This is a genomic window from Methylobacterium trifolii, from assembly GCF_022179685.1.
In the GTDB taxonomy this organism is placed as follows: Bacteria; Pseudomonadota; Alphaproteobacteria; order Rhizobiales; family Beijerinckiaceae; genus Methylobacterium; species Methylobacterium trifolii.
The window spans coordinates 23588-34607 of sequence record NZ_BPRB01000049.1; the positions used below are offsets into that span (position 1 = coordinate 23588).

Sequence of the window (11020 nt, forward strand, 5' to 3'; positions counted from 1 at the left end):
CGATCGAGCGGACACCGTCTCACACCCAGCCCTGCAACTCGCGGCGCACCACGTGTTCGATCACGCGCATGCCGAGGTCGGAATCGTTGAGGCAGGGGATGTAGGCGAAGCGCTCGCCGCCGTTCTCCTCGAAGTAGTGGCGGTTCTCCCCGTCGAGTTCCTCCAGGGTCTCCAGGCAGTCGGCGGTGAAGCCCGGCGCCACGATCGCCATACGCTTCACGCCGGACTTGGCCAGCGCCATCACGGTCTCGTCGGTGTAGGGCTTGAGCCATTCCTCGTTGCCGAAGCGGGACTGGAAGGTCGTGCGCATCCGCTCCGGCGAAAACCCCAGTTCCTCGCGGATCAGGCGGCCGGTCTTCACGCACTGGCAATGGTAGGGGTCGCCCTTGAGCAGGTAGCTCTTGGGCACCCCGTGGAACGAGGTGAGGATCACCTCCGGCTCGAAATCGAGCTTGGCCAGCCCCTCCCGGATCGAATCGGCCATGGCCCGGATGTAGACGGGGTCGTCGTGGTAGGGCGGCGAGACCCGCACGCTCGGCTGCCAGCGCATCTGCATCAGCGCCTTGAAGGCCTGGTCGCAGGCGGTGGCCGAGGTAGCGGCCGCGTATTGTGGGTAGAGGGGCACCAGCAGGATGCGGTCGCAGCCCTGGTCGAGAAGCGCCTGGATGCGCAGGGACACTTCCGGCTTGCCGTAGCGCATCGCCCAGTCGACCACGACCGTGTCGCCCATGGCCGCCTGCAGCCGCTCGGACTGGCCGCGGGTGATGGTCTTGAGGGGGCCCTCGTCGCGCTCTTTGTTCCAGACGCTGGCGTAGTCCTTCCCCTTGGGACCGGGGCGCTTGGTCAGGATGACGAGGTTGAGGAGGGGCCACCAGATCAGGCGCGGCACCTCGATCACCCGGCGGTCGGAGAGGAACTCCTTGAGGTAGCGCCGCATCGGCCAGTAGCTGGTGCCCTCGGGGGTTCCGAGGTTCATCAAGAGCACGCCGACCCGGCCCCAGCGCACGGCCGGGTGGTCGCCCGGCAGGCTGCCGGCGGCAACGGGACGCTGCGGCTCCAGGGCCTGCTGGCCTGCGAGCGAGGCGGGTTCGACGCGTTCGTTCATCAATAGAGTCCGGCCGTAGCGGCCGCTTCCTGTCCTGTCCGCGAAAAGACCCGCTGGGCGCCGCGGACCGGCGCACGGGGGCAGCCGCGGTTGTCCGCCGTGCCGGAACTATCTAGAGCACGAAGCCTGCCAGCGAAGCCGAAAGCCGGACCCGCGACATGCCGTCTCCCCGCTACTTCCTCCGGCACTTCGTGCCGTTCACCGGCTACCCCTACACGGGGGCGCCCTCGGCCTGCAATCTGTGCGGCTCGCACGAGAGCGTCACGGTGGCGGAGACGGACCGGCGGCTGAAGACCCTGCGCTCCATCGCCTGCGCCGAATGCGGACTGATCCGCACCGACCCGATGCCGACGCCGGCCGAACTCGCCGAGTATTACGCCACCGCCTACCGGGCCGACTACCAGCTCGCCTTCGCCGGCGGGCCGCCCCGCGCCCACCTCAACCGCTCCGCCCGCGAGGCGACCTTCCGCGCAGGCCTGCTCGCGCCCAAGCTCGTGCCGGGCGCCCGCGTGCTGGATTTCGGCTGCGGCTCCGGGGAGTTCCTGGCGGCCGCGCGCGCACGCGGCTGCGAGGCCATCGGCGTCGAGCCGGGGCGGGACTATGCCGCCTACGCCCGCAAGCAGCACGGCGTCGAGGTGCTGGACGATGCCGAGGACGGGCGCTTCCCGGCCGGCCATTTCGACGTGATCAGCACGCACCACGTGCTGGAGCACCTGCGCGACCCGGCCGACGTGATGGAGCGGCTCGCGCGCTGGCTGAAGCCGGACGGGGTGCTCTACGCCGCGGTGCCCAACATGGCCGCCACCGGCAAGCCGCCCCACGAGCGCTTCCACTTCGCCCACGTCCACGGCTTCGTGCGCGACACCCTGGATCTCACCGCCCGCCGGGCCGGGATGGTGCCGGACACCGCCTACTGGCGCGAGGACACCACGGTGGTCTACCGCAAGACGGACGCGCCCGTGGGCCGGATCGCCGCGCCGGGCTTGGCGCAGCGCCTGTCCGAGGAGCTGAAGCCGATGCCGGCCGGCGCCTACCTCGCCTCCGGTGCCTGGATCTGGCCCATGGTCCGCCGCAACGCCAAGGCCGTGCGCGACACCTTCGTCTCCAAGTGACTTCAAGCGAGCCGGCGCATCGGAACGATCGGGTGAGCACCGTCACCGCGGCGCTCGCGCGCTTTCGCGCCTCCGGCTCCCCCTGGCTCGGGCTGCCGTTCTTCGCCGGCGGCGGCGCCGATGCGGTGGCGGAGCGGGTCGACGCCCGGATCGCGCAAGGAATGCAGGTGCTGCCGGCGCCGGGCGACGTGTTCAACGCCCTCGCCCTGACGCCGCTGCCCGCGGTCCAAGTCGTGATCCTCGGGCAGGACCCCTATCCGACGCCGGGGGACGCCAACGGGCTGGCCTTCTCCTATGTCGGCCCCCGGCGCCTGCCGGCCTCCCTCAAGGTGATCCTGGCCGAGGTGGGGCCGGACAGGCCGGCCAGCGGCGACCTGACGCCGTGGGCGCGCCAGGGCGTGCTGCTCCTCAACAGCGCCCTCACCGTCGAGGCGGGACAGGCCGGGGCGCACCTGCGCTACGGCTGGGCGGCGCTGACCGACGAGGCCGTCGCGGCCGTCTCCGCCCGGGAGGAGCCGGCCGTGTTCCTGCTCTGGGGGGCGCAGGCCCGGGCGCGCGCCGCCCTGATCGATACCGGGCGCCACGGCATCATCGAGAGCGGGCACCCATCGCCCCTCAACCGCGCGCGGGACTTTCCCGGCTCGCGGCCCTTCGCGCGGGCGAACGACTGGCTGGCGGCGCACGGGCGTGCGCCGATCGCCTGGGAACTCGGTTGAGCCGGGAATAGCGGTCGTCGGACGACGCCGATCCTATTGCGCGGGCTTCGGGGCCTCGGTCGATGCCGGAGCATCGGACGGCTTGGGCGCTTCGGCCGGCGGCTTGTCCCCTGCCGGGGCGTCCATCGCGGCGGGCAGCAGCACGTTCTTGGCGACGTTGCCGTCCGGGCCGTACTCGCCTGCGACCGCGAGGCAGGACTTCTCGCGGTTCAGCGCCATCTGGTTCGACATCAGGGCGAACATCGTCTGCACCCGGCCGCCGAAGGGGCCGCGCGGGCCCACGTCCTCGGAGCGCGTGTTCTGCTTGGCCAGCAGCGCGTCGAACTGTTCGACGCCGATGCGGTAGCCGCAGACGTTGCTGGCAGCAAAGATGTAGGCGGCGAATTCCAGGGCCCGCGGCGCGGGTGCGTTGCGGATCTGCGCCTGAGCCGGCAGGCCGGCAAGCCCCGCGGCGACGGCGAGGGCGGTGACGATGTGGGCGCGCATCTTCGATCGTTCCTCGGGTCCTGCCGCGGATTCTCAAGATCCGCTTGGACACAGCCGAGATAGCCCGATCCGCACGCCGCGCCAGGGCCGCGTCCACGATCCGGTCCCGGTTTCCCCGTTCTATTTCGTCGCGGGCGGGCCGACGCAACATTGGGCCTGTGATCCAAGGATCGCAGGCTCACCCACGCAATACGCAGCACACGCACAGTCCCTAGACCGGACATCGGGAACGGCCCAACGCGGCCGGGAGGATGTCATGTCGCTGTTCGTCAATCTCGCCGCCGCGAGCGCGCTCGTCACCGCCGGCCTCGTCGGCACGCTCCTGCCGGCCGGTGCCGGCAAGGCCGCCGCCTCGCAAGGTCTCCAGGTCGAGGCGCCTGCGCCGGTCGCGGCCGCCGCCTGCGTCACCGCCGGGTGGCCCTACAATGCGGCCGGATGCGCGGGCCGCCCCGTGCGCGTGATCGCGTTGACCGAGACGGCCCCGGCCGTTCCGCAGGCCGCGGCCCGGCCGCTCGCCAAACCCGCACCCGGCCGCACGGCCGCCCGCTGAGCTCGAGCTCCGGCAGGAGCGGAGGACCCGCGTCATGTCCCATTTCTCGCACGATGCCCTCGCCAACGACCCCGAGGCCCTGGAGCGCCTGCGCACCGTCCTGCACGGCAGGGAGGCCGGCGGTTCGTTCACGGTGCCGAGCCTCGCGGATCGGTTTCCCGTGCGGACGGACGCCCGGCCCGCGCCGGTCCGGGCCGCGACCGTAGACCCGCGTGCCCGCCCGGTGAGCCGGGGCGCCGGGGCTGCCGAGCGCCTGCGACGGAAGCGCGCCAGCGAAACCTTGGCGACCTCCTGATCCGATCCGGCGGGATCGGCGCGCGCGGACGGCCTGCACTGTCGATCGTGCCGGCCCGGAAGGATAGGCCGGCCCCGCGCCCGGATGCGTGCTTGCTCAGGATGCGGAACGACCTATCCTGACCGCCTCGCGGGACGGGACCTTCATGCGGGTCGGCCGAAAGATCTATCTCGTCGGCGGCGTTCCGATCGTCCTGGCGGCGGCCATCGCGCTGGCGGGCTGGCTGCTGCTGGCGCAGGAGGAGCGCGCCCGCGGCGGCGCCGTGCTGGCGGCGCAGGTCGACCGGGTGCTGGCGCTGGCCCGCCTCGTGCGCGACGAATACGTCTCCGCCCGCATGGCCGACAGGGGCGCCCATGCCGAGCGCTTCCTGGCGCTGACGGCCGAGGCCGGGCGGGGACTTGCCGGGCTCGACGCCTATGCCCGTACCGTCGAGCAGAACGCCCGCATCGCCTCCGCGGACGCCGCCCTCAAGCGCTACGTCGCCCGGATGCAGGCGCTGATCCGCACCACCCGCGAGACGGACGGGCTGATCGCGGAGATGGGCACCCGCGCCGGCACCCTCGTGGAACTCGCCGACCGGGCGCGCCTGCGCCAGCAGGCCTCGAACGCCGACCTCGTGCGCTCGCTCAGCGAGAAGGTCGAGCGCCTCGCCGCGGTCCGCGTCGTCCTGGCCGGGACGAACGCGGTGCGCAGCCTGGCGGCGGAGGCGGCCCTGGACCGGGCCGCGCCCGAGAACCGGAACGCGCGCTTCTCCCTGGCCTCCCAGCTGCGGAAGGCGGTGCGCGACCTCGGCGACGAACTGCGTGCGCAGGGGCGTGGGCCGGAGGCCGCCGAACTCGATGCGCTCGCCGCGGCGGAAGGGACGGGAGAGGCCGCGGCGAAGGACCTCGCCGCCTGGACGGAGCGCATCCTCAAGGTCGACGCCTCCGGGCAGCGCACCCTGCACGAGGAGGTGGCGCAGCTCATCACCTACGCCGTGGAGGCCAACGAGACCGAGCAGGCGACGCAGAACATCGCCGTCACCACCCTGCGCCTCGGGCAGCGCACGGACGCGGCCCTGGCCCGGCGCGATTCGGCCACGGCCGCGCTCATGCTGACGGAGGGCGAGCGCCTCTCCGCCAGGACCGCGGCGCTGCCGATCTCGCCCCTGATCCAGTCGGAGATGATCGATGCGGTGGACGGCTGGCGCAAGCGCCTGACCACGACGATCGACGGCCTCAGGCGCCAGGGGGAGATGGTCACCGAGATGGACGGGCTGGCCTCCGCCATGAGCGCCGGCACCCAGGGGCTCAACGACGCCTTCATCGGCGAGGCCGAGCGCTTCGGCGCCAACCTGCGCCAGATCCTGCTCGCGGGCGCCGCCGGCGGCCTGCTGCTCGGCTCCCTGGTGGCCCTGGCCGTCACCCGCTCCATCACCGGCCCCTTGCGCCACCTCCAGGGGGACATGGTCGCGCTGGCCGCCGACCCCGCCCGCGGGCGCCTCAGCGGGCTGACCCGGCGGGACGAGCTCGGCGACATCGCGCGGGCGACGGACTTCTTCGTCTCCGAGATCGGCCGGCGCGAGAAGGCCCTGCGCCGGGCCAAGGACCAGGCGGACGCGGCCCTGCTCGACCTGCGCCAGGCCCAGACCGACCTGATCCGGGCCGAGAAGCTCGCCTCGCTGGGCCAGCTCGTCGGCGGCGTCGCGCACGAGATCAACACGCCGCTCGGGCTGGCGCTGACCACGGCCACGGTGGTGCGCGACGAGACGCGGGCCTTCCGCGGCCTCGTCGCGGAGGGGCAGCTCTCGCGCTCGCGGCTCGGGCATTACGTCGACCGGATCGAGGAGGGCGCGGCCCTGCTCTGCACCAACCTTGCCCGCGCGGCCGACCTCGTGCACGGCTTCAAGCAGGTGGCCGTGGACCGGGTCAGCGACGAGCGCCGGCGCTTTCCCCTGACAGGCTGGCTGGACGAGTTGCTGGCGAGCCTGACGCCGCTGCTGCGCCAGGGCGGCCACCGCATGAGCTACGAATGCGCCGCGCTCAGCGTCCACGCCAATCCCGGCGCGCTCGCCCAGGTGGTGACGAACCTCGTCACCAACGCGGTGATCCACGGCTTCGAGGCGGGCCGGCCGGGGCGGATCGCGGTGACGGTCGCCGAGGCAGGCGCCGGCCTCGTGCGGATCGAGATCGCCGACGACGGCCGCGGCATCCTTCCGGAGAACCTGGAGCGGATCTTCGACCCGTTCTTCACCACGGCCCGCGCGCGGGGCAGCACCGGGCTCGGCATGCACATCGTGCACAACCTCGTGACGGCCAAGCTCGGCGGCCGGATCGCGATCGAGAGCCGGCCGGGGGAGGGGACGCGGGTGCGGATCGAGTTCCCGGCCGCGGCCGAACCGGCCCGGCAGGCGGCGATGGTGGGGGCGGCGGGATGAGAGCGGGATTCGGCGGCGCGGCACGGCGCGGCGGTGCCGACAAGGCACGCCCCCGCAGAGGGGGGAGGGCGCGCGCCACGTTCGTCGCCGTCCGTTCCATCCTCGCGGCCTGCCTCCTCCTCGCCCCGCTCTCCGCACGGGCCAGAACACTGGTGTTCTGCTCGGAGGGCAATCCCGAAACCCTCGACCCGGCGCTCGCCACCACCACCACGGCGATGAACGTCGCCTGGCAGATGTTCAACACGCTGGTGGAGTTCGCCCCCGGCTCCACCGAAATCCGGCCGGCGCTGGCAGAATCGTGGACGATCTCGCCCGATGGGCGCAGCTACGACTTCACCCTCCGGGAGGGCGTGCGCTTCCACGGCAACGCGCGCTTCAGCCCCAGCCGGCCGCTCTCGGCCGAGGACGTGCTGTTCTCGTTCCTGCGGCAGTGGAAGGCCGACCACCCGTTCCACGGCCGGGGCAGCTACAGCTACTTCCACGACCTCGGCCTCGCCGACCTGATCGAGGCGATCGAGGCGCCCGATCCCCGCACCGTGCGCTTCCGCCTGCGCGAGCCCGACGCGACCTTCCTGGCCAACCTCGCCCAGGCCTTCGCGTCGATCCAGTCGGCCGAATATGCCGGGACGCTGCCGGACGCGGAGGCGCTCGCCGCCGCGCCGGTCGGGACCGGCCCCTTCGCCTTCGCCGGTTACCGGGCCGACGTGGCGGTGCGCTACCGCGCCTTCCCGGACTACTGGCGCGCGGGCGGCCCGGCCGCGCCCGGCACCGAGCGGATCGACGGCCTCGTCTTCTCGGTGACGCCGAACCCGGCGGTGCGGCTGGCCAAGCTCAGGGCCGGCGAGTGCCAGGTGATGGCGTTCCCGGCGCCTGCCGACGTCCCGGCCATCGCGGCCGACCCGGCCCTTGTCCTCGTCGGCGAGGCCGAGCTGAACGTCTCGTACCTGGCCGCCAACACCGGCAAGCCGCCTTTCGACGACGTCCGGGTGCGCCGCGCGATCAACCTCGCCATCGACCGGCGCACCATCGTCGAGGCCGCCTACGGCGCGGCCGGGCTCGTCGCCAGGGGCCCGCTCCCGCCCGCCCTGTGGGCAGCCGATGCGGGACTGCCGGACCTGCCCTTCGACCGGATCGAGGCCGTGCGGCTGATGGTGGAATCGGGCAACGCCGCCGGGTTCGACACCGACCTCTGGTACCTGCCCGTGAGCCGGCCCTACAACCCGGACGGGCGCCGGGTCGGCGACCTGATCCGGGCCGACCTCGCCCGCATCGGCATCCGCGTCCGCCTCGTCACCGCCCCCTGGGCCGAGTACCGCACCACCCTCTACGGCGGCGTGCCCACCCTGATGCTCTACGGCTGGACCGGCGACAACGGCGACCCGGACAACTTCCTCAACGTGCTGCTCGGCTGCCGCGCGGCCGCCCCCGGCGGCGCCAACCTGGCCCGCTGGTGCGACCCGGAGTTCGACGCCGCGGTGCAGGCCGCCCGCCGCACCGCCGACATACCCCGGCGCAAGGCCCTCTACGACACGGCGCAGGCCATCTTCCGGCGCGAAGCCCCCTGGGTGCCGCTCGCCCACACCATCGTGCACATGGCCCACCGCCGCGGGGTCGTCGGCTTCCGCATGGACCCCCTCGGCCGCCACCTGTTCGAGGGCGTGGCCCTGGGCGACTGAGCCGCTAGGTGACCCGGGATGGAACAGACATCCGCTCCCGTCCGCACCGCCGCGCAGGCCCTCGTCGAGCAGTTGCGGATCGAGGGCGTGCGGCACGTCTTCACGGTGCCGGGCGAGAGCTTCCTGCCCGTGCTCGACGCCCTCTACGAATCCGGCATCGCGGTCACGACCTGCCGCCAGGAGGGCGGGGCGGCGATGATGGCGGAGGCCGTGGGCAAGACGACGGGCAGGCCCGGCATCTGCTTCGTCACCCGCGGGCCCGGTGCGACCAACGCCTCGGCCGGCATCCACGTCGCCCGCCAGGATTCCTCGCCGATGATCCTGTTCGTCGGCCAGGTCGCCCGCGACCAGCGCGACCGGGAGGCGTTCCAGGAGGTGGATTACCGGGCGATGTTCGGGCCGCTGGCCAAGTGGGCGGCCGAGATCGACGATCCGGCCCGCCTGCCCGAATACGTCTCGCGCGCCTTCCATGCGGCCACCAGCGGCCGGCCCGGCCCCGTGGTGCTGGCCCTGCCGGAGGATATGCTGAAGCAGGCCTGTCCCGGCCCGCTGGCCGGGCCCTGCCGCCCCGTCGAGGCCGCGCCGGGTACGGAAGAGATTGCACAGATCGCGGCACTTCTGGCGGAGGCCGAGCGGCCGCTGCTGCTGTTGGGCGGCAGCCGCTGGACGGAGGCCGCCTGCGCCGACATCCGGGTGTTCGCCGAGCGCTTCGCCCTGCCGGTGGCGACGAGCTTCCGGCGCCTGTCGCTGTTCGACCCCCTGCACCCCGCCTATGCCGGGGACCTCGGCCTCGGGGCCAACCCGAAGCTCCTGGCCCGCCTGCGGGACACCGACCTGCTGGTCGCCCTCGGCGGTCGGCTCGGCGAGGTCCCGAGCCAGGGCTACACGCTGCTCGGCATCCCGGAGCCCGGCCTCACCCTGGTCCACGTCCATGCCGGGGCCGACGAACTCGGCCGGGTCTACCGGCCGCACCTGGCCATCAACGCCGCGCCGTCCCGCATGGCGGCCGCACTCGCCGGCCTCGCGGCACCTGCGCGCATCCCGTGGTCCGGGCGGACGCGGGAAGCCCATGCCGCGTACCTGGCCTGGAGCGAGGCGGCCACGCCCCAGCCCGGCGGGGTGAACCTCGGCGCGGTGATGGTCCACCTGCGCGAGACCCTCGGCACGGAGGCCATCCTGTGCAACGGGGCGGGCAACTACGCGGCCTGGGTCCAGCGCTTCTACCGCTTCCGGCGCCTGGGCAGCCACTGCGCGCCGACCTCGGGCTCGATGGGCTACGGCCTTCCGGCGGCGGTGGCGATGAAGACGCTCCACCCCGACCGGCCGGTGGTCTGCATCGCAGGCGACGGGGACTTCCTGATGACCGGCCAGGAATTCGCGACGCTGGTCCAGCACGGCCTTCCGGTGGTCTGCATCGTCTGCGACAACGCCAGCTACGGCACGATCCGGATGCACCAGGAGCGGGAATTCCCGGGCCGGGTCTCGGCCACCGACCTGCGCAACCCGGACTTTGCGGCCTATGCCCGCGCCTTCGGCGGCTTCGGCATCACGGTCACGCGGACCGAGGACTTTCCCGACGCCTTCGCGGCGGCCCGTGCTTCCGGGCAGCCCGCCATCGTCCACCTAAAGGTCGCCACCGACGCGATCCTGCCGGGCAGCACCCTCACGCAGATCCGCGAGCGGGCGCTCTCCGGGGGGTGACGCGTACCATCAGGCCGCCCGAAGCTCGGACAGGAAGGCGTCGACCTCGCGGCGCAGGTCGTCGGAGCCCCGCGACAGGTCCACGGCGGCGGTGAGCACCTCGGTCGCGGCCTCGCCCGTCCGACCCGCGCCCTGGTCGACCTGGCCGATGCTGGCCGTGACGGTGTCCGTGCCCTCGGCTGCCTCGGCGATGTTGCGGGCGATCTCCTGCATCGCGACCTGCTGCTCCTCCACGGCGGCTGCGATCGAGGTCGCGGTCTCGTGGATGTCGCCCAATGCCCCGCCGACGCCTTCGATCACGGACACGGCCTCGCGGGTGGCCTGCTGGATCTGGGCGATCTGGGCGGTGATCTCGTCGGTCGCCTTGGCGGTCTGCCCGGCGAGGTCCTTCACCTCGGCGGCGACCACGGCAAAGCCCCGGCCGGCCTCGCCCGCACGCGCCGCCTCGATGGTGGCGTTCAACGCCAGCAGGTTGGTCTGGCCGGCGATGGCCGAGATCATCGCCACCACGTCGCCGATCTTCTGGGCGCCGGCCGAGAGGCTGCGCATGGCAGCGTCGCTGCGGCGGGAATCCTCCACCGCGCGGCCGGTCATCTGCGAGGATTCGCTGACCCGCTGGCCGATCTCCTGGGCGGTCGCCGTCAGCTCCTCGGTCGCCGCGGCGATGGTCTGGACGTTGCTCGAGGTCTGCCGGGCGGAGCCGGCCACGGCCACGGAGCGGTCGCTCGTCGCCTCCGCGAGCCCGGTCATGGTGCGGGCCGCATTCTCCATCGTCCCGGCCGCGGTCGAGACGCCGGCCACGAGGGGGCCGATGCGCGCCTGGAAGCCGGCCGCGATCTGCTCCATCGCGGAGCGACGCGCCGCCTCGGACGCCTCGCGGGCCGCCGAATCGCGGGCGCGTTCCTCCAGGGCACGGCTCTTGAGGCCCTCGCGCAGGGCCACGACGGCGCCCGCGATCGCGCC

10 protein-coding genes are annotated in these 11020 nt (G+C 73.2%); 7 read left to right on the forward strand and 3 right to left on the reverse strand.

The genetic code is table 11. The annotated features are described in order from the left end of the window. Positions 1–19: 19 nt before the first annotated feature. Complete coding sequence (hemH, locus tag COGEMETH_RS04165; protein ID WP_238181345.1) at positions 20–1105, reverse strand: ferrochelatase; 1086 nt, start codon at positions 1103–1105, stop codon at positions 20–22. A gap of 158 nt (positions 1106–1263) precedes the next feature. Here hemH and COGEMETH_RS04170 point away from each other — a divergent pair, with 158 nt between their 5' ends. Next, a complete protein-coding gene (locus COGEMETH_RS04170; RefSeq protein ID WP_238181346.1) occupies positions 1264–2217 on the forward strand; it encodes a class I SAM-dependent methyltransferase in 954 nt (317 codons plus the stop codon). A 32-nt stretch (positions 2218–2249) separates the two neighbouring features. After that, entirely contained in the window at positions 2250–2933 is a 684-nt protein-coding gene (locus tag COGEMETH_RS04175) for a uracil-DNA glycosylase (protein WP_238181347.1), read from the forward strand. A gap of 33 nt (positions 2934–2966) precedes the next feature. Here the strand turns inward: COGEMETH_RS04175 and COGEMETH_RS04180 are convergent, their stop codons facing one another. Beyond that, positions 2967–3419: a hypothetical protein gene (locus tag COGEMETH_RS04180; RefSeq protein ID WP_238181348.1), complete on the reverse strand. Its 453-nt coding sequence runs from the start codon at positions 3417–3419 to the stop codon at positions 2967–2969. A gap of 256 nt (positions 3420–3675) precedes the next feature. On the opposite strand from COGEMETH_RS04180, the gene COGEMETH_RS04185 reads away from it, so the two are divergent. The 5 genes from COGEMETH_RS04185 to COGEMETH_RS04205 all read left to right on the forward strand — a co-directional run bounded on the left by COGEMETH_RS04185 (position 3676) and on the right by COGEMETH_RS04205 (position 10057). After that, positions 3676–3969 carry a hypothetical protein gene (locus COGEMETH_RS04185; protein WP_238181349.1) on the forward strand — a complete coding sequence of 98 codons (294 nt, stop codon included), beginning with the start codon at positions 3676–3678 and terminating at the stop codon, positions 3967–3969. Positions 3970–4003: 34 nt separating this feature from the next. Continuing rightward, on the forward strand, positions 4004–4264 hold the full coding sequence (locus COGEMETH_RS04190) for a hypothetical protein (protein ID WP_238181350.1): 261 nt from the start codon (positions 4004–4006) through the stop codon (positions 4262–4264). A gap of 145 nt (positions 4265–4409) precedes the next feature. Next, the gene (locus COGEMETH_RS04195) at positions 4410–6680 is read left to right on the forward strand and encodes a sensor histidine kinase (protein ID WP_238181351.1); all 2271 of its coding nucleotides are present in this window, start codon (positions 4410–4412) and stop codon (positions 6678–6680) included. Next, a complete protein-coding gene (locus COGEMETH_RS04200; RefSeq protein WP_238181352.1) occupies positions 6677–8356 on the forward strand; it encodes an ABC transporter substrate-binding protein in 1680 nt (559 codons plus the stop codon). Before COGEMETH_RS04195 ends, COGEMETH_RS04200 begins: the two co-directional genes overlap by 4 nt. Positions 8357–8374: 18 nt before the next feature. Continuing rightward, a complete protein-coding gene (locus COGEMETH_RS04205) occupies positions 8375–10057 on the forward strand; it encodes a thiamine pyrophosphate-binding protein (protein ID WP_238181353.1) in 1683 nt (560 codons plus the stop codon). 9 nt (positions 10058–10066) lie between these two features. On the opposite strand, the gene COGEMETH_RS04210 is transcribed toward COGEMETH_RS04205, so the two are convergent. Continuing rightward, positions 10067–11020, reverse strand: a 954-nt coding sequence (locus COGEMETH_RS04210) for a methyl-accepting chemotaxis protein (RefSeq protein ID WP_238181354.1), incomplete at its 5' end; no start/stop codon positions are given.

Coding starts and splice junctions, on each gene's coding strand:
- COGEMETH_RS04205 (WP_238181353.1), top strand. CDS start 8,375: ATGGAACAGACATCCGCTCCCGTCCGCACCGCCGCGCAGGCCCTCGTC.
- COGEMETH_RS04180 (WP_238181348.1), bottom strand. CDS start 3,419: ATGCGCGCCCACATCGTCACCGCCCTCGCCGTCGCCGCGGGGCTTGCC.
- COGEMETH_RS04200 (WP_238181352.1), top strand. CDS start 6,677: ATGAGAGCGGGATTCGGCGGCGCGGCACGGCGCGGCGGTGCCGACAAG.
- COGEMETH_RS04185 (WP_238181349.1), top strand. CDS start 3,676: ATGTCGCTGTTCGTCAATCTCGCCGCCGCGAGCGCGCTCGTCACCGCC.
- COGEMETH_RS04170 (WP_238181346.1), top strand. CDS start 1,264: ATGCCGTCTCCCCGCTACTTCCTCCGGCACTTCGTGCCGTTCACCGGC.
- COGEMETH_RS04195 (WP_238181351.1), top strand. CDS start 4,410: ATGCGGGTCGGCCGAAAGATCTATCTCGTCGGCGGCGTTCCGATCGTC.
- COGEMETH_RS04190 (WP_238181350.1), top strand. CDS start 4,004: ATGTCCCATTTCTCGCACGATGCCCTCGCCAACGACCCCGAGGCCCTG.
- hemH (WP_238181345.1), bottom strand. CDS start 1,105: ATGAACGAACGCGTCGAACCCGCCTCGCTCGCAGGCCAGCAGGCCCTG.